This is a genomic window from Streptomyces sp. 3214.6, assembly GCF_900129855.1.
In the GTDB taxonomy this organism is placed as follows: domain Bacteria; phylum Actinomycetota; class Actinomycetes; order Streptomycetales; family Streptomycetaceae; genus Streptomyces; species Streptomyces soliscabiei.
In genome coordinates, this window is the sequence record NZ_LT670819.1 from 8,417,474 (window position 1) to 8,438,439 (window position 20,966).

The window sequence follows — 20,966 nt, forward strand, 5'->3', positions numbered from 1 at the left end:
CCATGTCTGTCATCTTCTTCGACATCGGGGCGACCCTGGCGGATCCCCAGCCGGAACCCGACGGCTCCCTGACACTTCGGCCCCTGCCGCGCGTCTTCGCCGCGCTCGACGCCCTGGGCGAGGCGCCCAAGGGCATCATCTCCAACCCCGGGTCGGCAAAGGCCGCCGTGGCACGGGCGCTGGCGGAGGCGTTTCCCGGCCGTTTCACGGACGCGGCGCTGGTGCTCTGGGGAGTGAAGGACAGCCGCGGCATCTTCGACCGGGCGGTCGCCGCCACCGGCGGGGCCGCCGACTCGTGTGTCTTCGTGGGCGAGGACGCCCAGGAACGCGGCTTCGCACGGGAGGCGGGGATGCGCACCGCGGCCCACCCGGTGTTCGCCCTCGCGGCGGCGGAGGACCGGCCCGTGCTCCGGGCGCGGATCGAGGTCCGCGACGACCAGGACCTGCGCTCGTTGACCGCGGCCATGGACGAGACCGAGGCCGTGCCCGCCGAGGTGGTCTCCGAGCGGCTCGTGCTCGCCATGGTGACCACGCGGGGTGTCGACGCGCTGGAACGCGCCGGTTTCACGGTGGACGTGCGGGGGCCGGTGGAGGAGACGGCCCGCGCCGACGCCGAGCAGGACGACGCCGAGCGCCGGGCGACCGAGAAGTTCGTCGAGGACCTGCTGGCGCGCGGCGAGGCGGTCTACGAGGGCGAGGAGCCCACTCCCCGGACGACCCATGTGGTCGAGCGCACGGACGACGGACGGCTCTCCGTCCGTCGCCTGCGCTTTCTGCACTGAGCCGACGTACAGCTCACCGGCTGCTCAGTCGAAGCCCCGCCGGATCAGGGCCAGGCCCTCGCCGGTCTCGCTCCGCGTGATCTCGTGGGTCTTCAGCCGGGCAGGGCTGTCGTCGACGAACGCCGTGGCGGAACGGTGCTCCTGGGGCACATGGACCCGGCCGCGGCGGAACAGGTCCTCGAGGAACGACGTGGCGACCCGCTCCGGGTCGGCGGGCCGCACCGAGCCGCCGGCCGGGTCGGAGCCCGCGATGCCGAAGCGTCGCTCCTGCGCCGGGGCGGAGAGGGAGAGCGGCTGGGTGACGCCGTACATCGCCCCCTGGACCGTCACGGCCGTCAGACCCTGATCGTCGGGCCCGCCGGGCGTCGCCTCGGCGATCGCGGCGGCCCGGCGGGTCAGCTCCGGCTCGGTGAGGGACGTGGCGGCCTCCAGGGAGAGGATGCCGTGCCGGATGAACGCCGAGCGCAGGGAGGGGCCGTACTTGCCGCCGTTGCGGCGCTGGTCCGCGGCGATCATGTGGCCCGCGACCTGCGCGTAGTAGGCGGACACCACGGGGGCGGCCACGACGGCGTCCACCAGGAGCTGTCCCGCCATCTCGGCGGAGAACGCCAGACCGGCCTGGTCCTGCAGGTCCTGCTGGTGGAAGATCCCGGCGACGATCTTCAGGAACGCGCCGCTGAAGACCCGCGAGAACGAGTGCGGCTCGCTGGTGAGCATGCTCGCGGGGCCGTTCGGCTGCAGCAGCACCGGGTCGCGGTAGAAGAAGCTGTTCGCCATGTTGCGCAGGCAGTCCGGGTCGACCCGCTCCGGATGGCGCTGACGGATCGCCCAGCCCAGCTGCTCGGCCATCCTCGACACCCGCGAGGACAGTTCGAGTTCGCCCTGCGTCTCGGCCAGCACGCCGATCCGCAGCGATTCCAGCCGGAGCGAGCTCAGCAGGGCGCTGATGTCGCCGAACGCCTCGTGAAGGGCGGCCGCCTCCGCGCTCGCGGTGTCGAACAGCTGGGGGCGCAGGGCGTCGAGGACCGCGTGCCCTGTCTCGTGCTCGACGATCTCGTTGCTCTCGCAGGTGGCGACGAGGACGCCTGCCACCGTACGGCGGAAGAACCACAGGCCTTTACGGTCGTAGAAGGCGTTGAGGTCGTTTCCCGCGTCGAGGTGCGCGGTCAGGAGGCGTCCGACGCGCGGATGCCAGTGCGTCCCGGTCGGGGCCAGCGGCCCCCAGGTCTGACTGGCCCTGCTGAGCGCGTCGGCCGCCACCCAGTACCGGAAGGCCTCAGTGCCGGGTCCGGCACTGTCGGGCTGCGGCGCGTTTCCCGCGATGGCCGTCGGGAAGGGCTGGGTGTCGAGCTGTGGCACGGGATGCGGTACGGGCATGTTGACCTGCGGAGGAAATCCGGGGTCGTCCTCGTACACCAGCACCGTCGGAAGGGTGACCTGCTGTTGCTGCACCGTCATGGGGACTCCCTGAGGGGGAGGGAAATGGGGGGTTTGGTCCTTCGTGTTCAGTACGAGGCCCCCGGTGCCGGGTGTCAATTCGAACAGAAACGGACGGTGACGGCCGAGTGGCCCGCGCCAGGTGAGACGCTGTTGGTAAATCGGGTGCGGGCGTGACGACGGCCTGTATGACCGCGTTGGGGTTGTGCGGGCCGTCGTCGTGTTGAGGGGTGGGTTCGGTGTCGTTGCGTGGGGTGGATCTGGGGGAGATCCCGGAGGAGACCGCTCGGCTGGCACGTGCGGTCTTCCCTAAGGGCTGCCTGGTGATGCGGGTGCGGGATGTGCTCGGGCCGGTGTTCTCGGATGCCGATTTCGAGGAACTTTTCCCGGTCAGGGGGCGGCCGGTGGTGTCTCCGGCCCGGCTCGCGCTGGTTTCGGTGTTGCAGTTCGCCGAGGGGCTGACCGACCGCCAGGCCGCGCACGCGGTCCGCTCGCGCCTGGACTGGAAGTACGCCCTTTCACTGGAGTTGGCCGACACCGGATTCGACTTCTCGGTGCTCAGCGAGTTCCGTGCCCGGCTGGTCGACGGCGAGGCCGGCCAGATGGTGTTCGACGCGGTACTCCGGGCGGCTGGCGAGGCAGGGCTGGTCAAGGCGGGCAAGCGGCAGCGCACGGATGCTACCCACGTGCTGGCCGCGACGAGAGACCTGAACCGGCTGGAGTTCGTGGTCGAGACACTGCGGGCGGCATTGAACCAGGTGGCGGAGGAGACCGGGGACTGGCTGGTGACGGTGTCGCCGCCGGAGTGGTTCGACCGCTACTCGGCCCGGCCGGAGGACAGCCGTTTCCCGTCCCGGTGGGCCGCGCGCGTCGAGCACGGCGACCAGTGCGGGATTGACGGCATGACGCTGCTGAAGGCCGTCTGGTCGGCTGCGTCACCGCCCTCGTTGCGCAGCCTGCCCGCAGTGGAGTTCCTGCGGCAGACCTGGGTGCAGCAGTTCCACCACGTCGAGGGCACCGTGCGCTGGCGCGGGACGAAGGACCTCCCACCCGGTCTGATCCGCTTACGGACCCCCTACGAGCCCGAGGCCCGCACTGGCTCGAAACGGGACCTGGGCTGGTCCGGTTACAAAGTCCACCTCAGCGAGACCTGCGAGCCCGACGCCCCGCATCTGATCACCCACATTCGCACCACGCCAGCGCCGGTCAACGACGTCCTCGTCCTGGAGGACATCCACACCGCCCTGGCCGAACGGGGTCTGCTGCCGGACGAGCACCTGGTGGACGCCGGATACATCGACGCCGAACAGATCCACCACGCCCGCCGCGATCACGACATCGAGCTGGTCGGCCCGGTCAAGTCCACCACCGTGAAGGGACAGGCGAGCGGAGAAATCTTCGACAACACCCGCTTCACCATCGACTGGGACCAGCGCCAGGCCATCTGCCCCGGCGGACAGACCAGCGTCGTCTGGCGGGAAGCCCGGAGCCAGTTCGACGCCCCGGTCACCCGGGTCCGGTTCGCCGCCCGGCACTGCGACCCCTGTGAGCTGCGGACCTCGTGCACCAGCTCCAGGACCGGCCGCAACCTGACCCTGAGACCGAAGACCGAGCACGACATCCTTCAGCAGGCCCGAATCGAGCAGGACACCGACCACTGGCGCCGACGCTACGGACACCGCGCCGGCGTCGAGGGCACCATCTCACAGGGCGTCCAGGCGTTCGGCCTGCGCAGATCCCGCTACCGCGGCCTCGCCAAAACCCGGTTGCAGCACCACTTCACCGGCGCCGCCGTCAACTTCGCCCGCATCGATGCCTGGCTCACCGGCAGACCACTCGCCAAGACCCGCGTTTCGCCCTTCGCAGCACTCCGCCCCGCTGGATGAGTCCAGCGGGGCGGAATTAACCAACAGCGTCCAGGTGAGCACGGGCCACCGAAGGGGTGCCGGGCCGACGGCCGGCCGGGTGACGGTGAGCGCGCCGAACGCCCAGGACCGTCCTGGGGCGTCCTAGAGCACGCACTCCGCTTCCGCGTACCGCTCCTGCGGAACGGTCTTCAGCGTCTCGACCGCCTCGGCGAGGGACACCATCACGATGTCCGTCCCGCGCAGGGCCGTCATGTTGCCGAACTCCCCCCGGTGCACGGCCTCCACCGCATGCCACCCGAACCGTGTGGCGAGCACCCGGTCGTACGCGGTCGGCGTGCCGCCGCGCTGCACATGCCCCAGAATCACCGGCCGTGCTTCCTTCCCGAGCCTCGACTCCAGCTCGATCGACAGCTGCCGGGCGATCCCCGCGAAGCGCTCATGCCCGTAGATGTCCTTGGCGCCCTCGTCGAACTCCATGCTGCCGGGCGCGGGCTTGGCCCCCTCCGCGGCGACGACGATCGCGAACCGCTTGCCCGCCTCGAACCGCTCACCGACCCGGCGGGCCAGCTCCTCGATGTCGAAGGGCCGCTCCGGTACGACGATGGCGTGGGCGCCGGCGGCCATGCCGGAGTGCAGCGCTATCCAGCCGGTGTGCCGCCCCATGACCTCCACGACCAGCACCCGCTGGTGGGACTCGGCGGTGGTCTTCAGCCGGTCGAGCGCCTCGGTGGCCACACCGACGGCCGTGTCGAAGCCGAAGGTGACGTCGGTGACGGCGATGTCGTTGTCGATGGTCTTCGGCACGCCCACGATGGGCAGCCCCGCGTCGGACATCAGCCGGGCCGCCTTGAGGGTGCCCTCACCGCCGATCGGGATGATCGCGTCGAGACCGAGCTCCGCGACATGGCCCCGGGCCCGCTCCACGCCGTCGCGCAGATGCGAGGGCTGGACCCGGGAGGAGCCGAGGATCGTGCCGCCGCGGGCCAGGATGCCGCCCACCGCGTCGAGGTCGAGCTTGAGGTAGTCGCACTCCAGGAGGCCCTTCCAGCCGTCCCGGAAGCCGATGACCTCGTCGCCGTGGTCGGCGACGGCACGGTGCACGACGGACCGGATGACGGCGTTCAGGCCGGGGCAGTCGCCGCCGGACGTGAGGACACCAATGCGCATAGCCCGAAACAACCTTCTCCACGTGGGCCGGTCCGGACCACGCTGTCCGGCTCGAATCCCCGCCACCCTAGCGGCAGGAGGGGGCGGGGTCGTAGCACGCGTCCGCCTGCTGGACGCGCCTGCTCACCTGTGCGGACGTACCGTCAGACGGGCTGCTGACGGTGCGCTGAAAATCAGGTGAACATCCAGGTCAGGCAGGCTGCTGCGCAGCCGCGATGCGCTCGCCCCGCAGCGCCTCGTACCAGCGGTCGTCGATCGGCGGCAGCGCGTTCACGTCGAGCGCCAGCTTCAGCAGCAGGTCCGCGATGAGCGGGTTGCGCGCCAGCACCGGGCCGTGCATGTACGTCCCGAACACGGTGTCGTTGTACGCGCCCTCGGTGCCGTCGCCGGTGCCGTTGCCCTTGCCGAGCTGGACCCGGGCGAGGGGGCGGGCGGTCGGGCCGAGGTGGGTGACGCCCTGGTGGTTTTCGAAGCCGGTCAGCTGTGGCAGACCGAGCCGCGGGTCGATGTCCCCGAGGACATCGCCGACGCACCGCTCGCCCTCGCCGCGCGTCGTCGTCACGTCCAGCAGGCCGAGACCCGGCTCGCGCTGCCCGAGGTCGTTGACGAACTCGTGGCCCAGGATCTGGTAGCCGGCGCAGACCGCGAACACGATCGCGCCGTTGTTCACGGCCTGGTACAGGTGCGCGTCCCGGCGCAGCCGCTCCGCCGCGAGCCGCTGCGGACGGTCCTCGCCGCCGCCGATGAGGTAGATGTCACCGGACGTCGGGATCGGCTGGTCGCTGCGCACGTCGAGGCGCGCCACGTCGAGACCGCGCTGCCGCGCGCGGCGCTCGACGACGAGGGCGTTGCCCTGGTCGCCGTAGGTGCTCAGCAGGTCGGGGTAGATCCACACCAGCCGCAGTTGGTTGTCGCTCATGGAAACGTCCTTCGTGGTCAGTTGCCGACGCGGCGGCGCAGGTCCTGGAACGCGGTGTAGTTGGCGATGACCTCGATCCGGCCCGGCGGCGCCAGCTGCACGGCCTGGTCGAGGTTCTCGCACACCTGGAAGTGCTGGTTTGCGACCTCCAGACGCACCGCGAGGTCCAGCTTGCGGTCACCGACGACGAAGATCGGGTGGCCGGTCAGCCGCGTGTAGTCGACGTCCCACAGCCAGGAGGTGTCGGTGCCGTCGGCGCCGCGCGCGTTCACCGAGAGGATGACCGGGGCCGGCGGCGGATCGATCAGGCTGAACGTCTCGAGCCAGCCGGCCGGGTTCTTCGCGAGCAGGAGTCTCAGGTCGCGCTGCATGAACTGGACGACGTCGTAGCGTCCGGCGACGGCCTGCACCTGGTACATCCGCTCCAGCGCGACCTGCGGCGGCACCCCGAACACGGCGGCGACGGCGGCCGAGGAGGCGGCGTTGGCCTTGTTGGCACGGCCCGGCAGCTGCAGATGGATCGGCCAGGCGGACCCGTGCGGATCGAGCACATGGTCCCCGGACAGCACCCAGCTCGGCGTGGGCCGCCGGAACCCGCACTCGCCGCAGAACCAGTCGTCCCCGGGCCGCTGCATGACGCCGCCGCAGGACGGGCACGACCAGGCGTCGTCCTTCCACATCTGACCGGCGGCGACCCAGATCACGTTGGGCGAGGAGGAGGCCGCCCACACCACCAGCGGGTCGTCGGCGTTCGCCACGACGACGGCCTTGGAACCGGCGAGGCCCTCACGCCAGTTCTCCGCGAGCATGCGGGTCTCGGCGGCGCGGTCCAGCTGGTCGCGGGAGAGGTTGAGCAGCGCGATGCACTTGGGGGCGGTGTCGCGGGCCACGCCCGCGAGGTACTTCTCGTCGACCTCGATCACGCCGTAGCGCGCGTCGGAGCCGCCCGCGAGGGCCGAGGTGATGCCGGCCGGCATGTTGGCGCCGAGCGCGTTGGACACGACCGGCCCGGCGGCGCGCAGCGCCTCGGCGATCAGCCGGGTGGTGGTGGTCTTGCCGTTGGTCGCCGAGACGAGGACGACGTCCAGGTTCTGGGCGAGCCGGGCGAGGAGGTCGGGGTCGAGTTTGAGCGCCACCCGGCCGCCGATCACCGAACCGCTGCCGCGCCCCGCGGCGCGCGACGCCGCCGCGACCGCCTTGCCCGCGGTCACGGCGATCTTGGCCCGCGGCGTGAGCGGGTCCGAGTTGCCTGCCATCAGTTCTCGATCCTCCTTGCGTACGCGCCGCGCCTCTGCCGTACGGCAACGTGGTAGGTGGTCAGCCTATCGAGATCCATTCGCACTCCCGAATCCCGGGACCGCGTCACACCCGTGGACGGCATGCGCGTGTCAGAAAGGACCGTACCCTTGCCGCCATGCGACACGGCTCCATCCCGGGCGCCCACGGGCGCGTCCGGCCCCTCACCCTGCTCGGCGACCCCGTCCTGCACGCCCGTTGCGAGGACGTCACCGACTTCGGCCCCGAACTCGCCCGCCTCGTCGAGGACATGTTCGCCACGATGTACGCGGCCAGGGGGGTCGGCCTGGCGGCCAACCAGATCGGCGAGCCGCTGCGCGTCTTCGTCTACGACTGCCCCGACGACGAGGACGTCCGCCATCTGGGCCATGTGGTGAACCCGAGGCTGGTCGAGGCGGACGGCATCGTGCTGCGGGGACCGGAGGGCTGTCTGTCCCTCCCCGGCCTGGAGGCGGGAACGGAGCGCTATGACCACGCGGTGGTCGAGGGCGTCACGATGACCGGCGAGCCGATCACCGTCGACGGCACGGGTTTCTTTGCCAGATGCTTGCAGCACGAGGCCGACCACCTGGAAGGCCGCGTGTACGCGGACCGGGTGGAGGGCCGGCGCAAGCGGAAGCTGATGCGCCAGGTGTCCCGAGCCTCCTGGCGCCCAGGGAGCGGTCCGGTCTGAAGGGGCGCGGGGCGGCCGTCAGAACCCGGGACCGCCGATCTTGTCGCCGGCCGCCGCGAGGCGACCCCACAACAGGTCGGCCAGACTGCGCACCAGTTCGGCCCGGGAGCAGGGCCGCTCGCCCAGCCACCAGTCCCCGGCCGCGTGCATCATCCCGACGATCCCATGCCCCCACACCCGCGCGAGCTGCTGGCTCCCGGGCCCGAGATCCAACCGGTCCTCGATGACCTGGGCCAGCTCCTCGCCCATCCGCCGAAGCAGCGGAGCGGAGTGCTTGCCGACATCGAACCCCTGCTCCCCGGGTGACCCGTCGGCCGGATGCATCAGAAACCGGTACACCTGAGGCCGGGCCTCGATCGCCGCGAGGTAGGTGTCGAGGGTCGCCTCGACCCGCTCCCGGCGCTCGGCGGGGGCGTCCAGCGCCGCCCGCAGCGAGTCCAGCAGCGCGTCGGTGTGCCGTTTGGCGAGGGCGGCGTACAGCCCTCCCTTGTCACCGAAGTGGCGATAGAGGATCGGCTTGGTGATGCCCGCCTCCGCCGCGATGGCGTTCATCGAGGCCTGCGGCCCGTCGCGCAGCACCACCCGGTCGGCGGCCTCCAGCAGCTCGCGCCTTCGGCGGTCGGCGGACCGTTGCTGCTCGGTCCGCTGCGTGGTGTCCATGTGCTCTCCCCACCCGTGCTGATTCGGTGACGCCTGCGCAAACTAACACCTGACAGCAGCCTGACATCGAACGGGCTGGCGGGCTCCAGGCCCGTCATCAGGAGTTGACTTTCCCTACCGAGCGGTAACAGACTCTGGTTACCGCTAGTAACATGCACGTTCCGCCGCTGGAGGGGACATGGCCGAGTTCACCATGGAGCTCAACGACGAACAGAAGGAGGTCCGGGACTGGCTGCACGGCTTCGCGGCCGACGTCATCCGCCCCGCGGCCGCCGAATGGGACGAGCGTGAGGAGACTCCCTGGCCGGTCATCCAGGAGGCCGCGAAGGTGGGCATCTACTCCCTCGACTTCTATGCGCAGCAGTACTTCGACCCCACCGGCCTCGGCATCCCGATGGCCATGGAGGAGCTCTTCTGGGGCGACGCGGGCATCGCCCTGTCGATCGTGGGTACCGGCCTCGCCGCGGTGGGCGTCCTCGCCAACGGCACCGAGGAGCAGATCGGCACCTGGATCCCGCAGATGTACGGTGACGCGGGCGACGTCAAGGTCGCGGCGTTCTGTTCCTCGGAGCCCGACGCCGGCTCGGACGTCGCCTCGATGCGCACCCGTGCCGTGTACGACGAGGCCAAGGACGAGTGGGTGCTCAACGGCACCAAGACCTGGGCGACCAACGGCGGCATCGCCAACGTCCACGTGGTCGTCGCGGTCGTCGACGCCGAGCTGGGCTCCAAGGGCCACGCCTCCTTCATCGTCCCGGCGGGCACCCCGGGTCTCGCCCAGGGCCAGAAGTTCAAGAAGCACGGCATCCGCGCCTCGCACACCGCCGAGGTGATCCTCGACAACGTGCGCGTCCCCGGCTCCTGCCTCCTCGGCGGCAAGGAGAAGCTGGACGAGCGGCTGGCGCGGGCGCGCGAGCGGGCGAAGTCGGGCGGCGAGCGGGTGAAGAACGCGGCGATGGCCACCTTCGAGGCGTCGCGGCCCGCGGTCGGCGCCATGGCCGTCGGCACCGCCCGTGCCGCGTACGAGGTGGCCCTCGACTACGCGAAGACCCGGGAGCAGTTCGGCCGTCCGATCATCGACAACCAGGGCGTCGCCTTCCAGCTCGCGGACATGCGCACCCAGATCGACGCCGCGCGGCTGCTGGTCTGGCGCGCTTCCTGGATGGCGGTCAACGGCAAGCAGTTCACGGCCGCCGAGGGCTCCATGTCGAAGCTGTTCGCCAGCGAGACCGCGAAGAAGGTCACCGCCCAGGCGATCCAGATCCTCGGCGGCAACGGCTACACCAGGGAGTACCCGGTGGAGCGCATGCACCGCGACGCCGCCATCTACACCATCTTCGAGGGCACCAGCGAGATCCAGCGGCTGGTGATCGCCCGGACCTTGTCGGGGATGCCGATCCGGTAGCGCCGTCGGGGCGTCTCCCTCACCGGTGCTTCAAAGGGGTGAGTTGTTCGATGTCGTAGCGCTTCCGCAGGAGCTCGATCGCCTCGTGGTCCGGTGGGCCCCCGGCGGCCAGGATCTCGAGCAGCTCCTCGAAGTAGCGCTCGTGGTCGGGTGGCGGGGAGGACTGGAAGAACACCCTCGTCGTAGCGTCCGTCGGGTTGGCGAAGGCGTGGGGGCAGCCCGGGGGCACGACGATGACCGTGCCCGGGGTGGCCCGGACCACCCCCGCGCCCGAACTCGACTGCCAGCGCTGCCAGTTGTCGGCCGTACGCACCCGCGGCTCGAAGGCGAGGACGTCCAGCTCGCCTTCGAGGACGTAGAACAACTCCTCGCTGCGGGTGTGCACATGGGCACCCACATCGAAGCCCGGCGGGACCTCCACCTCGAAGGTGGAGGCCACGCGCGAGTGGGTGCCGGTGACCTTGAACGTCACCCGCTGGGCCGGGGTCTGGACGACCCTGCCGTGGCCCGGCGGCACCAGCAGTCCGTCGCTCACCATGGGACCGGGAGGGCTTCGGGGGCGCGGATCAACGCGCCCTTCCCGGGCAGGGTCCCGGTGGTCGTCTCTTCGATCATGTGTGCTCACGCCCTCCCGTCGTCCGTGCGCTGCCAGCGCCCCAGTGTCATCTCGGCCGTGATGCCGGGCCCGAACCCGGCGAGCAGCCCGCGCGCCCGGTCGGCGGCGCCACCCTCGTCGAACAGCCGGCGTGCCGCGTCCAGGACGACGGCGCTGGCGATGTTGCCGTACTCGGTGAGCGTGGCCCGGCTGAAGCGGAAGGCGTGCGGGTCGACCTGCAGGAACACGCTGAGGTCGTCGAGGATGCGGGGGCCGCCCGCGTGGACTATGTAGAAGTCCAGGTCGGCAGCGTCCCAGCCATGCTTGCCCGCGAGGTCCTGCAGGGCCGGCGCGAGCGGCTCCATCGTGGCCGGCACCCGCTTGTCCAGCAGGAAGTGGAAGCCGGTCGCCCGGACGTCGTACATGATCCACTCTTCGGTCTTGGGGATCACGTACGAGCCGTTGCGCTCCAGCCGGATGCCCTCGCCGCCCCGGCCGCGCACCACGGCGGCCGCGATGCCGTCGCCGAACAGGCCGTTGCAGAGCAGGGATCCGACGCCGAGGTCGGTGGGCTGGTAGCACAGCGAGCAGAACTCGCAGGCCACGATGAGGGCGTTGGCCTCGGGGTAGGCGGTGCAGAAGTCGTGCGCCCGGTTGATCGCGGCACCGCCGGCCGCGCAGCCCAGCTGGGCGATCGGCAGCTGCCTGGTGGTGCTGTCGAAGTCCATCTCGTTGATCATCCAGGCCGTCAGCGAGGGCATCATGAAGCCCGTGCACGACACGTAGATGATGACGTCGATGTCGCTGGTGAGCAGCTCCGCCTCGTCCAGCGCCCGCTGTACGACCGCCGGGACACGGGCCTTGGACTCGGCCACGTAGACCCTGTTGCGTTCCTCGAAGCCAGGATGTTTCAGGGTCTCCTCGATGGGCTGCACGAGGTGTCGGGTCCGGACGCCGGTGTTCTCGATCAACCGGAGAGCCAGCGGCAGCTGGGCGTGGTCTCCATGGCGGGAGCGCGCCAGTTCGAGCGTCTCCTCCATCGTGATCACGTGCTCCGGAACCGACACCGAGGGCCTGCACAAAGTCGCCATGAACCGTCCCTCCAAAAGGTGGTTCACCACTGGGGTGCGTGCACACCCACGATCACCCGTTAGGGCGACGACTTCGCGCGGTGCTACTCCATTCGGGGGACATTTCCAGGTCAGGGGCGCGGGGAACTGCGCGACCAGCCCCAGGGCACTACGGCGCACCCCCGCTGCTGTGCGCGATACAAGCCACATCGATACGATCGGCAAGCTTTGCGAGCTCAATGGTCAAAGCGGCAACGGTGTCCTCGTCAAGCCCCTCGGCCCCGGCCTCGACAAGATGCAGCCACCGTCCACCCAGCGTGCGGAGCAGCTTGCTCACGTCGGCCGCAGCCACCTGCAGGGTCCCGCGGTCATCGACGATCAGAGGCAGAGTCACTTCGCGGTTCACACCCGGGATCGTAGCCGCGCGGCGCTCACGCACCGTGCCAAACCGTGGTGATGTTGCAGAACTCCCGGATTCCGTGCCCGGACAGCTCACGGCCGTATCCGGACCGCTTCACCCCGCCGAAGGGGAACCCCGGATGGGACGCCGTCATCCCGTTGACGTACACCCCGCCGGCCTCCAGATCCCGTACGAAACGGTCGACCTCGGCCTCGTCCCGGGTCCATACGTTGGAACTCAGACCGAACGGCGAGTCGTTGGCGATGAGCACCGCCTCATCGAGGTCGGCCGCCCTGTACAGCGTGGCCACGGGCCCGAAGGCCTCCTCCCGGTGGATCCGCATCTCGCGCGTGATGCCGGCGAGAACAGTGGGCGGGTAGTACCAGCCGGGCAGCTCGGGCCGGCGGAGCCGATGGCCGCCGCACAGCACCGCCGCTCCACCGTGCCGGGCGTCCTCCACCAGCTCCTCCAGGTCCGACCGCCCCTGTTCGCTCGCCAGCGGCCCGACCTCCGTCTCCTCCTCCAGCGGGTCGCCGACCTTCAGCGCCGTCATGCCCGCCACGAACCGTTCGGCGAACGCGTCGTACACGTCCGTGTGAACGATGAACCGTTTGGCTGCGATGCAGGACTGGCCGTTGTTCTGTACACGCGCGGTCACCGCCACCTGCGCGGCCCGGTCGACGTCCGCCGACGGCATGACGACGTAAGGGTCGCTGCCGCCCAGTTCCAGCACCGTCTTCTTGATCATCTCCCCGGCGGTGGAGGCGACCGCCCGCCCGGCCGGCTCGCTGCCGGTGAGCGTCGCGGCCTTGACGCGCTCGTCGCGCAGCAGGTCGTCCACCGCTCCCGACCCGATCAGCAGTGTCTGGAAGCAGCCCTCGGTGAAACCGGCCCGATGGAACAGGTCCTCCAGGTACAGCGCGGTCTGCGGGACGTTCGAGGCGTGCTTCAGCAGCCCCACGTTGCCCGCCATCAGCGCCGGCGCGGCGAACCGGACCACCTGCCACAGCGGGAAGTTCCACGGCATCACCGCGAGCACCGGACCCAGTGGCCGGTAGCGGACCAGGGCGCGCGAGGCGCCGGAGTCCTTCACGTCGGCGGCGGCCGGCTCCTCGTCGGCGAGCAGTTCCTCCGCGTGCTCGGCGTACCAGCGCATCGCCTTGGCACACTTCGCGGCCTCGGCGCGGGCCTGCTTCACCGGCTTGCCCATCTCGGTGGTCATGATCCGGGCGATGTCCTGCTGGTCCTCGTCCAGGAGGTTCGCGGCCTGGATCATCAGGCGCGCCCGGTCGACGAAGCGCGTCGACCGATACGTACGGAACGTGGCCTCCGCGAGCTGGAGCCGGCGCTCCAGTTCCTCCTCGCCCATGGCCTCGTACGTGCGAAGCGTCTCGCCGTTCGCCGGGTTCACCGTCGCGATGGGCATGACCGACCTCCTGAAGAGCTGCCTGTGTCTCGACCTTCCCGCGCCGGACCCGAGGCCGCAACGCGTGCGCATCCGCTCAGGTCGAGTGCTCCGTCAGGCGGTCGAGAAACGCGGACTGCGCCGTGACGATCACCTCGTGGGCCCGGGCGAGACCGAACCAGGCGACCCGGTCCAGTTCCGGGAACTCCTCAAGGCGTCCGGATCTCGGCGGCCACTCCAGCGTGAACGTGCCGGGGACGATCGTCGCCGGGTCGAGGTCCGCCTCGACGGCCCACGCCGTGACGATCTTGCCGTTCTTCTGGCGGACCTCGCCGAGCGGGATCGCCTCGCCGTCGGGCGGGGGCAGCCCGAGCTCCTCCCGGAACTCGCGGCGGGCCGCCTCCCAGGCCGGTTCGTCGGGCTCGTACTCGCCCTTCGGGACGGTCCACGCCCCGGCGTCCTTCCTCGCGAAGTACGGGCCGCCCATATGGCCGAGCAGCACCTGAGGGCCGTCGCCCGTGCGCCGGAACAGCAGCAGGCCCGCGCTGCGCCTCGGCGCGGCGGGCTTCGCGGGTGTCACGGGTGCACCTCCGGGTGCGCGGCGAGCAGGGTCTGCACCGTGTCCGCCTCGGCCGGGCGCTTGTCCTCGCGGTAGCGGACCACGCGGGCGAAGCGGAGGGTGACGCCGGCCGGGTAGCGGGTGGAGCGCTGCAGACCGTCGTAGGCGATCTCGACGACGAGTTCGGGGCGTACGGTCACCACATGGCCGTCGTCCTCGACGGCGAGCTCCTTCAGGCGCTCGGTCTGCCAGGTGAGCATCGCGTCGGTCATGCCCTTGAACGTCTTGCCGAGCATGGCGAAGCCGCCGCCGGCGGCGCGGGCCCCCAGGTGCAGGTTGGAGAGCTTCCCGATGCGCCGCCCATGACCCCACTCGGCGGCCAGCACCACCAGGTCGAGCGTGTGCACGGGCTTCACCTTCAGCCAGGACGCACCGCGCCGGCCCGCGCTGTAGGGCGCGTCGAGGGCCTTGACCACGACTCCCTCATGGCCGCGCAGCAGCGTCTCCCTGGCGAACTCCTCCGCCGCCTCGGCGTCCTCGGGGCCGGACACGACCCTGCGGCGCACCCGCATCGGCTCGGGCACCAGCCGGGCCAGCTCCGCGTGCCGTTCGGCGAACGGCAGGTCGAGCAGGTCCCGGCCGTCCACGGACAGCGCGTCGAAGAAGACGGGGGAGACCGGGACCGCCTCGGCGGCCGTCGCCACGTCCACGCGGGAGCCGACGCGGCCGGCGGTCTCCTGGAAGGAACGGGGGCGTCCCGTCTCGTCGAGGGCGATGACCTCACCGTCCAGGATGAAACGCGACCCGGCCAACTCCCGTGCCGCGTCCGTAACTTCGGGCAGGCGGTCGGTGATGTCGTCCAGCGTGCGGGTGTAGAGGCGGATGTCGTCGCCGGCGCGGTGCACCTGGACTCGGATGCCGTCCAGCTTCTCCTCCACCGCGCAGACGCCGAGCTTGCCGACCGCCTCGGTGACGGAGGACGCGGTGTGCGCGAGCATCGGCAGGACCGGGCGGCCCACGGTGAGCCGGAACGTCTCCAGGGCCGGCGGCCCGTCCGCGAGCAGCGCCCGCGCCACCGTCTGCAGGGAGCCCGCCAGCATCACCGCCCGTCGTACGTCAGCCGGCGGCGCGCCGGTCGCCTGCGCCAGACCCTCCACGGCTACGGCGTCCAGCGCGCCCTGCCGGACCTCGCCGGTGATGAGGCCCAGCAGGAAGCGCTGCTCGTCCGCGGTGGCCGCGCCCATCAACGCGCCGACCAGCCGCGCCCGTTCGGCCTGCGAACCGGGGCCCGACACCGTGCCGAGCTCGGTGAGGAGGGCGTCCACCTCGCGCACGGTCAGGGTCGGCGCCCCGGCCGGGTCGACCGGTTGGCTCAGCACCTTCCAGCCGACACCAAGGCGGCCCTGGGGGAGCCGCCCCGCGAGGTACGGGATGACGATCGGAACGTCCTCCGCCTCCGCGTCCCGGAAGAGTTCGGCGAGCAGGGCGATCTTGCGGGAGCGCGCCGAGGCGGCGGCGACCTCCCGGGACACGTCGGCGAGCCGGGTCAGCAGCATGCAGCCATGGTGCGGCGCGCTCCGCCGTTTTACCCGCCGAGGGACGGGTCGTTTTCGTCTGCGGGTGCGTCGTGGCTGGTCGCGCCCACGCGGCGGAGCCGCATGCCGATACAGCCCCGCGCCCCTTAGGGTGCTGCGTCCAGGTCTGCCATCAGCAGCTCGCCGTTGATCGCGGCTCCGGCTCGGTAGCCGCGGCTCGCGGCGTTCACGACCTGCTCGGCGAAGCCCGAGGCATTGCCCGCCGCCCACAGTCCGGGGACGGTCGTCAGGCCCCGTCCGTCGACCACGGGGTATGTCCCGAAGGGGGTTTCGGTGGTCTCGGCGCCCAGCCGGGTCAGCAGGTCCGTCTGCGGGACCGCCCGGGGCGCGACGAACAGCACCTCCCGGTCGTACACCCGGCTGTCCGTGAGCCGGACCCCGGTGAGCCGGTCGTCCTCGACGACCAGATCGGCGACCTCGCCGGGGACGACGTGCACGCCGGCCACGGCCAGCCTGCGCAGGTCCTCGTCGGTCAGCTCCTCCTCGCCGACCGTGTGCAGGAAGAGGGTCACGTCCTTCGACCACTGGGTCACCATCAGCGCCTGGTGGACGCCCATCGGGGTCGTGGCGAGCACGCCGAAGGCCTGGTCGCGGACCTCCCAGCCGTGGCAGTACGGGCAGTGGACCACGTCCCGGCCGAAGCGCTCGGCGAGGCCCGCGACCGGCGGCAGCTCGTCCTTCAGTCCGGTCGCGACGACGAGCTGCCGGGCGTGCGCGGTCCGGCCTCCCCCGGGAAGGGCGCCCTCGGCGAGCCGGACGGCGAAGTCCTCGCCCCTGACGGCGTCCACCACCCGGTCGTGGATCAGCTCCACGCCGTACCGCGCGATCTCCGCACGGCCGGCGGCGAGGAACTCGGCGGGCGGCATCCCGTCCCGCGACAGATAGCCCTGCATGTGCGCGGCGGGCGCGTTGCGCGGCTCGCCCGCGTCGACGACCAGCGTCCGGCGCCTGGCCCGGCCCAGGACGAGCGCGGCGGACAGGCCGGCCGCGCCGCCGCCGACGACGATCACTTCGTACTTCTCGGTCATGGTGACCACCTCCGCCGCCACGCTCGCCGGACAGGTGCGGGATTGACAAACCTCTTTGCCGGTTCGGCAATATGGCGGCATGACTACCGATGACGTTCTCGCGGAGGTCGGGCCGAGGCTCAGAAGGCTCCGGAAGGAGCGGGAGGTGACACTCGCGGCGCTGTCCGAGTCCACCGGGATCTCCGTCAGCACCCTCTCCCGGCTGGAGTCGGGGCTGCGCAAACCCAGCCTGGAGCTGCTGCTGCCGATCGCGCAGGCCCACCAGGTGCCGTTGGACGAGCTGGTCGGCGCGCCGCCGGTGGGTGACCCCCGGGTGCGCGCCAAGCCACTCGTGCGGCACGGGCGCACCTTCTGGCCGCTGTCCCGGCAGCCCGGCGGACTGCAGGCCTTCAAGGTGCTGGTGCCCCAGCGCGAGGAGGAGCCGGAGCCGCGCACCCACGAGGGCTACGAATGGCTGTATGTGATGTCCGGGCGGCTGCGGGTGGTGCTCGGCGAGCACGACGTGGTGATGACGGCGGGAGAGGCCGCCGAGTTCGACACGCGCGTGCCGCACTGGTTCGGATCGACGGGGGAGGGTCCGGCCGAGTTCCTGAGCCTGTTCGGGCCGCAGGGTGAGCGGATGCATGTGCGAGCCAGGCCCCGGCAGGGGTGACGGAGGCGACTCTTGCGCCGTCGGCTGTTCCCTCCCGGCAAGCGACCGCTTAGTATGCGATCGACCCCGGCGGAACACGCCGGTCGGACGACGCAGTCCCGTGGAGGCTCCGCATGCAGGCATGGCAGGTGCACGAGAACGGCGAGCCGAGCGAGGTGATGCGGCTGACGGAGGTGGAGCGGCCCACGCCCGGCGAGGGCCAGGTCCTGCTCAGGGTGCGTGCCGCGAACATCAACTTCCCGGACGTGCTGATGGCCCGGGGCCACTACCAGGTGCGGCCCCCGCTGCCGTTCACCCCGGGCGTGGAGATCTGCGGCGAGACCGAGGACGGCCGCCGCGTCATCGCCAACCCGGCCCTGCCGTACGGCGGTTTCGCCGAGTACGCCGTCGCCGACGCGGCCGCGCTGCTGCCCGCGCCCGAGTCGCTGGACGACGCCGAGGCCGCCGCGCTGCACATCGGCTACCAGACGGGCTGGTTCGGCCTGCACCGCAGGGCGCGCCTGGAGGCGGGCGAGACCGTGCTCGTCCACGCTGCCGCAGGAGGGGTCGGCAGCGCGGCCGTACAGCTCGCGAAGGCGGCGGGCGCGCGGGTCATCGGCGTCGTGGGCGGGGCCGGCAAGACGGCCGTCGCCCGCGAGCTGGGCTGCGACGTGGTCATCGACCGGCGGGCCGAGGACGTCGTCGGCGCGGTGAAGGAGGCCACCGGCGGCCGGGGCGCGGACGTGATCTACGACCCCGTCGGCGGCGACGCCTACACCCAGTCCACGAAGGTCGTCGCCTTCGAGGGCCGGATCGTGGTCGTCGGCTTCGCGAGCGGGACCATCCCGAGTCCCGGGCTGAACCACGCCCTCGTGAAGAACTACGCGATCCTCGGCCTGCACTGGGGCCTGTACAACACCAAGAACCCCAAGCTGGTCCAGCACTGCCACGAACAGCTCACCGAGCTGGCCGCCCGGGGCGCGATCGCGCCGCTGGTCAGCGAGCGCGTGCCGCTCGCGGAGGCCGCGGCCGCCGTGCAGCGGGTCGCCGACGGCGTCACCACCGGCCGTGTCGCCGTGCTGCCCACGCTGCGGAACGGAGCCGCCGCATGACCGTCGACGCAGCCGAACTCCAGCGCCGCACAGCCGAGTTGCTGGCCGCGCACCCGCCCGGGACCACGGACCGGCTCGACTTCCTGAAGGCCCGCTTCGACGCCGGGCTCGCCTGGGTCCACTACCCGGAGGGCCTCGGCGGTCTCGGCGCGCCCCGCTCCCTCCAGGCCGTCGTGGACGCCGAGCTGGAGGCCGCCGGCGCCCCCGACAACGACCCGCGCCGCATCGGCATCGGCCTCGGCATGGCCGCGCCGACGATCCTGAAATACGGCACCGAGGAGCAGAAGCAGCGCTTCCTCAAGCCGCTGTGGACGGGCGAGGAGGTCTGGTGCCAGCTCTTCAGCGAGCCCGGCGCCGGCTCCGACCTGGCCGCGCTCGGCACCCGGGCCGTGCGGGAGGGCGGGGGAGAGTGGGTCGTCAACGGACAGAAGGTGTGGACGTCCAGCGCCCACCTGGCCCGCTGGGCCATCCTCATCGCCCGCACCGACCCGGACGTGCCCAAGCACGCAGGCATCACCTACTTCCTCTGCGACATGACCGACCCCGGTGTCGAGGTCAGGCCCCTGCGCCAGATCACCGGCGAGGCCGAGTTCAACGAGGTCTTCCTCACCGGCGTCCGCATCCCCGACTCCCGCCGGCTCGGCGACGTCGGCGACGGCTGGCGGGTCGCGCAGACCACGCTCAACAACGAACGCGTCGCCATCGGCGGCATGCGCCTGCCCCGCGAGGGCGGCATGATCGGCCCCGTCTCCAGGACCTGGCGCGAGCGCCCCGAGCTGCGCACCCACGATCTGCACCAGCGGCTGCTGAAGCTGTGGGTGGAGGCCGAGGCCGCCCGGCTCACCGCCGAGCGCCTGCGCCAGCAGCTCGCCCTGGGCCAGCCCGGCCCCGAGGGCGCCGGCATGAAGCTCGCGTTCGCCCGCCTCAACCAGGAGATCAGCGGCCTGGAGGTGGAACTCCGCAGCGAGGAAGGCCTGTTGTACGACGACTGGACGATGCGCCGCCCGGAGCTCGTGGACTTCACCGGCCGGGACGCCGGGTACCGCTACCTGCGCTCCAAGGGCAACAGCATCGAGGGCGGGACCAGCGAGGTCCTGCTGAACATCGTCGCCGAACGCGTCCTGGGCCTGCCGTCCGAGCCGCGCACCGACAAGGACGTCGCCTGGAAGGATCTGTCCCGATGAGCGCACAGCCGGATCTTCTCTACTCCGAGGAGGAAGAGGCGCTGCGGTCCGCCGTCCGGGACCTGCTCGCCGACCACTGCGACGCGCCGGGCGTCATCGCCCGCACCGAGTCGGACACCCCGCACGACCTGACGGCCTGGAAGGGGCTCGGCGAGGGCATGGGCCTCGCGGGCCTGCTGGTGCCCGAGGAACTGGGCGGCCAGGGTGCCACGCATCGCGAAGTCGCCGTCGTGCTGGAGGAGTTGGGCCGAGCCGTCGCCCCGGTGCCGTATCTGACCAGTGCCGTGGTCGCCACGGAGGCGCTGCTGGCCGTCGGGGACGAGGAACTGCTCGGCCGGCTGGCGTCCGGGCGGACCGTCGGCGCCCTGGCGGTCGCACTGCACACCGCCCCGGGCGAGCCCTTCAAGTCCGTACACGTCGAAGGAGGCGTCCTCCAGGGGGAGTTGACCGGCATCGCCAACGCCACCGCGGCCGACGTGCTGCTCGTGCCAGCCGACGACGGCGGACTGTACGCCGTGGACGCGCAGGCCGTGACCGTCACCCCGCAGGTCGCCCTCGACCTGACCCGCCCGCTCGCGACGGTCGCGCTCGCCGGCGCCCTGGGCCGTCACCTCGGCGACGCCGGACCCGCCGTACGCCGCGCCCTGCGGGCCGGAGCCGGGCTGCTCGCCTCCGAGCAACTCGGGCTGGCCGACTGGACGTTGACCGAGACCGTGCGCTATCTGAAGGAGCGCAAGCAGTTCAACCGGCCGGTCGGCGGCTTCCAGGCGCTCAAGCACCGGCTCGCCCAGTTGTGGCTGGAGGTCGTCAACCTGCGCGCCGCCGCCCGGGGCGCGGCCGACGCCCTCGCCACCGGCCAGGACGTCGACATCGCGGTGGCCGTCGCCCAGTCCTACGCGGCAGGGGTCGCCGTGCACGCCGCCGAGGAGGCGCTCCAACTGCACGCCGGGATCGGCATGACCTGGGAGCACCCGATCCACCTGTACCTCAAGCGGGCCAAGGCCGACTCCATCGCCTACGGCACGGCCGGCGCCCACCGACAGGCGCTGGCCGAACTGGTCGATCTGCAGGCCCCCTGAGAGCCTGCGTCACCCGGTGAAGCCCACCCCACCTGGACGCTGTTGGTAAATCGGGTGCGGGCGTGACGACGGCCTGTATGACCGCGTTGGGGTTGTGCGGG

20 protein-coding genes are annotated in these 20,966 nt (G+C 71.4%); 8 read left to right on the forward strand and 12 right to left on the reverse strand.

Annotated features, from left to right (window positions below):
* Positions 1 to 2 precede the first annotated feature (2 nt).
* Positions 3 to 782 (forward strand): hypothetical protein, encoded by a 780-nt coding sequence (locus B5557_RS38100; protein ID WP_079663760.1) that lies wholly within the window; start codon positions 3 to 5, stop codon positions 780 to 782.
* 24 nt (positions 783 to 806) lie between these two features.
* On the opposite strand, the gene B5557_RS38105 is transcribed toward B5557_RS38100, so the two are convergent.
* Positions 807 to 2,240: a hypothetical protein gene (locus B5557_RS38105; RefSeq protein ID WP_079663761.1), complete on the reverse strand. Its 1,434-nt coding sequence runs from the start codon at positions 2,238 to 2,240 to the stop codon at positions 807 to 809.
* 218 nt (positions 2,241 to 2,458) lie between these two features.
* Between B5557_RS38105 and B5557_RS38110 the strand changes: the two genes are divergently transcribed.
* Entirely contained in the window at positions 2,459 to 4,105 is a 1,647-nt protein-coding gene (locus B5557_RS38110) for an IS1182 family transposase (protein ID WP_079665097.1), read from the forward strand.
* Positions 4,106 to 4,228: 123 nt separating this feature from the next.
* Here the strand turns inward: B5557_RS38110 and B5557_RS38115 are convergent, their stop codons facing one another.
* The 3 genes from B5557_RS38115 to B5557_RS38125 form a co-directional block, all read right to left on the reverse strand.
* Entirely contained in the window at positions 4,229 to 5,254 is a 1,026-nt protein-coding gene (locus tag B5557_RS38115) for a 6-phosphofructokinase (protein ID WP_079663762.1), read from the reverse strand.
* Positions 5,255 to 5,444: 190 nt separating this feature from the next.
* Positions 5,445 to 6,173, reverse strand: coding sequence for a type 1 glutamine amidotransferase (locus B5557_RS38120; protein ID WP_079663763.1), 729 nt, complete (start codon positions 6,171 to 6,173; stop codon positions 5,445 to 5,447).
* A gap of 17 nt (positions 6,174 to 6,190) precedes the next feature.
* The gene (locus B5557_RS38125) at positions 6,191 to 7,429 is read right to left on the reverse strand and encodes a MurT ligase domain-containing protein (protein ID WP_079663764.1); all 1,239 of its coding nucleotides are present in this window, start codon (positions 7,427 to 7,429) and stop codon (positions 6,191 to 6,193) included.
* 158 nt (positions 7,430 to 7,587) lie between these two features.
* Between B5557_RS38125 and def the strand changes: the two genes are divergently transcribed.
* The gene (gene def, locus B5557_RS38130; protein WP_079663765.1) at positions 7,588 to 8,142 is read left to right on the forward strand and encodes a peptide deformylase; all 555 of its coding nucleotides are present in this window, start codon (positions 7,588 to 7,590) and stop codon (positions 8,140 to 8,142) included.
* 18 nt (positions 8,143 to 8,160) lie between these two features.
* On the opposite strand, the gene B5557_RS38135 is transcribed toward def, so the two are convergent.
* Positions 8,161 to 8,802, reverse strand: coding sequence for a TetR family transcriptional regulator (locus B5557_RS38135; RefSeq protein ID WP_079663766.1), 642 nt, complete (start codon positions 8,800 to 8,802; stop codon positions 8,161 to 8,163).
* Positions 8,803 to 8,980: 178 nt separating this feature from the next.
* Here B5557_RS38135 and B5557_RS38140 point away from each other — a divergent pair, with 178 nt between their 5' ends.
* Complete coding sequence (locus B5557_RS38140) at positions 8,981 to 10,207, forward strand: acyl-CoA dehydrogenase family protein (protein ID WP_079663767.1); 1,227 nt, start codon at positions 8,981 to 8,983, stop codon at positions 10,205 to 10,207.
* A gap of 19 nt (positions 10,208 to 10,226) precedes the next feature.
* Here the strand turns inward: B5557_RS38140 and B5557_RS38145 are convergent, their stop codons facing one another.
* The 7 genes from B5557_RS38145 to B5557_RS38175 form a co-directional block, all read right to left on the reverse strand.
* The gene (locus B5557_RS38145) at positions 10,227 to 10,745 is read right to left on the reverse strand and encodes a cupin domain-containing protein (protein WP_079663768.1); all 519 of its coding nucleotides are present in this window, start codon (positions 10,743 to 10,745) and stop codon (positions 10,227 to 10,229) included.
* 83 nt (positions 10,746 to 10,828) lie between these two features.
* On the reverse strand, positions 10,829 to 11,893 hold the full coding sequence (locus tag B5557_RS38150; RefSeq protein WP_079663769.1) for a type III polyketide synthase: 1,065 nt from the start codon (positions 11,891 to 11,893) through the stop codon (positions 10,829 to 10,831).
* 148 nt (positions 11,894 to 12,041) lie between these two features.
* Positions 12,042 to 12,278, reverse strand: a complete 237-nt coding sequence (locus B5557_RS38155; RefSeq protein ID WP_057580803.1) for a DUF6213 family protein — start codon at positions 12,276 to 12,278, stop codon at positions 12,042 to 12,044.
* Positions 12,279 to 12,303: 25 nt separating this feature from the next.
* Complete coding sequence (locus tag B5557_RS38160; protein WP_079663770.1) at positions 12,304 to 13,698, reverse strand: NADP-dependent succinic semialdehyde dehydrogenase; 1,395 nt, start codon at positions 13,696 to 13,698, stop codon at positions 12,304 to 12,306.
* A gap of 76 nt (positions 13,699 to 13,774) precedes the next feature.
* Positions 13,775 to 14,257 (reverse strand): NUDIX domain-containing protein, encoded by a 483-nt coding sequence (locus B5557_RS38165; protein WP_079663771.1) that lies wholly within the window; start codon positions 14,255 to 14,257, stop codon positions 13,775 to 13,777.
* Entirely contained in the window at positions 14,254 to 15,792 is a 1,539-nt protein-coding gene (locus tag B5557_RS38170; protein WP_079663772.1) for an ATP-dependent DNA ligase, read from the reverse strand. Before B5557_RS38170 ends, B5557_RS38165 begins: the two co-directional genes overlap by 4 nt.
* A gap of 125 nt (positions 15,793 to 15,917) precedes the next feature.
* Complete coding sequence (locus tag B5557_RS38175) at positions 15,918 to 16,859, reverse strand: NAD(P)/FAD-dependent oxidoreductase (RefSeq protein WP_079665217.1); 942 nt, start codon at positions 16,857 to 16,859, stop codon at positions 15,918 to 15,920.
* Between the two features lie 79 nt (positions 16,860 to 16,938).
* Here B5557_RS38175 and B5557_RS38180 point away from each other — a divergent pair, with 79 nt between their 5' ends.
* From B5557_RS38180 to B5557_RS38195, 4 genes are all read left to right on the forward strand, one after another.
* A complete protein-coding gene (locus tag B5557_RS38180; RefSeq protein WP_079663773.1) occupies positions 16,939 to 17,511 on the forward strand; it encodes a helix-turn-helix domain-containing protein in 573 nt (190 codons plus the stop codon).
* 113 nt (positions 17,512 to 17,624) lie between these two features.
* Entirely contained in the window at positions 17,625 to 18,602 is a 978-nt protein-coding gene (locus B5557_RS38185) for an NADPH:quinone oxidoreductase family protein (RefSeq protein WP_079663774.1), read from the forward strand.
* Positions 18,599 to 19,786 (forward strand): acyl-CoA dehydrogenase family protein, encoded by a 1,188-nt coding sequence (locus B5557_RS38190; protein WP_079663775.1) that lies wholly within the window; start codon positions 18,599 to 18,601, stop codon positions 19,784 to 19,786. The genes B5557_RS38185 and B5557_RS38190 overlap by 4 nt, the downstream gene beginning before the upstream one ends.
* Complete coding sequence (locus B5557_RS38195; protein ID WP_079663776.1) at positions 19,783 to 20,865, forward strand: acyl-CoA dehydrogenase family protein; 1,083 nt, start codon at positions 19,783 to 19,785, stop codon at positions 20,863 to 20,865. Before B5557_RS38190 ends, B5557_RS38195 begins: the two co-directional genes overlap by 4 nt.
* Positions 20,866 to 20,966: the final 101 nt, after the last annotated feature.

Excerpts from the sequence above, each read along its gene's own strand:
- B5557_RS38100 (WP_079663760.1), top strand. The coding sequence starts at position 3 with ATGTCTGTCATCTTCTTCGACATCGGGGCGACCCTGGCGGATCCCCAG.
- B5557_RS38105 (WP_079663761.1), bottom strand. The coding sequence starts at position 2,240 with ATGACGGTGCAGCAACAGCAGGTCACCCTTCCGACGGTGCTGGTGTAC.
- B5557_RS38115 (WP_079663762.1), bottom strand. The coding sequence starts at position 5,254 with ATGCGCATTGGTGTCCTCACGTCCGGCGGCGACTGCCCCGGCCTGAAC.
- B5557_RS38120 (WP_079663763.1), bottom strand. The coding sequence starts at position 6,173 with ATGAGCGACAACCAACTGCGGCTGGTGTGGATCTACCCCGACCTGCTG.
- B5557_RS38125 (WP_079663764.1), bottom strand. The coding sequence starts at position 7,429 with ATGGCAGGCAACTCGGACCCGCTCACGCCGCGGGCCAAGATCGCCGTG.
- def (WP_079663765.1), top strand. The coding sequence starts at position 7,588 with ATGCGACACGGCTCCATCCCGGGCGCCCACGGGCGCGTCCGGCCCCTC.
- B5557_RS38135 (WP_079663766.1), bottom strand. The coding sequence starts at position 8,802 with ATGGACACCACGCAGCGGACCGAGCAGCAACGGTCCGCCGACCGCCGA.
- B5557_RS38140 (WP_079663767.1), top strand. The coding sequence starts at position 8,981 with ATGGCCGAGTTCACCATGGAGCTCAACGACGAACAGAAGGAGGTCCGG.
- B5557_RS38145 (WP_079663768.1), bottom strand. The coding sequence starts at position 10,745 with ATGGTGAGCGACGGACTGCTGGTGCCGCCGGGCCACGGCAGGGTCGTC.
- B5557_RS38150 (WP_079663769.1), bottom strand. The coding sequence starts at position 11,893 with ATGGCGACTTTGTGCAGGCCCTCGGTGTCGGTTCCGGAGCACGTGATC.
- B5557_RS38160 (WP_079663770.1), bottom strand. The coding sequence starts at position 13,698 with ATGCCCATCGCGACGGTGAACCCGGCGAACGGCGAGACGCTTCGCACG.
- B5557_RS38170 (WP_079663772.1), bottom strand. The coding sequence starts at position 15,792 with ATGCTGCTGACCCGGCTCGCCGACGTGTCCCGGGAGGTCGCCGCCGCC.
- B5557_RS38175 (WP_079665217.1), bottom strand. The coding sequence starts at position 16,859 with ATGACCGAGAAGTACGAAGTGATCGTCGTCGGCGGCGGCGCGGCCGGC.
- B5557_RS38180 (WP_079663773.1), top strand. The coding sequence starts at position 16,939 with ATGACTACCGATGACGTTCTCGCGGAGGTCGGGCCGAGGCTCAGAAGG.
- B5557_RS38185 (WP_079663774.1), top strand. The coding sequence starts at position 17,625 with ATGCAGGCATGGCAGGTGCACGAGAACGGCGAGCCGAGCGAGGTGATG.
- B5557_RS38190 (WP_079663775.1), top strand. The coding sequence starts at position 18,599 with ATGACCGTCGACGCAGCCGAACTCCAGCGCCGCACAGCCGAGTTGCTG.
- B5557_RS38195 (WP_079663776.1), top strand. The coding sequence starts at position 19,783 with ATGAGCGCACAGCCGGATCTTCTCTACTCCGAGGAGGAAGAGGCGCTG.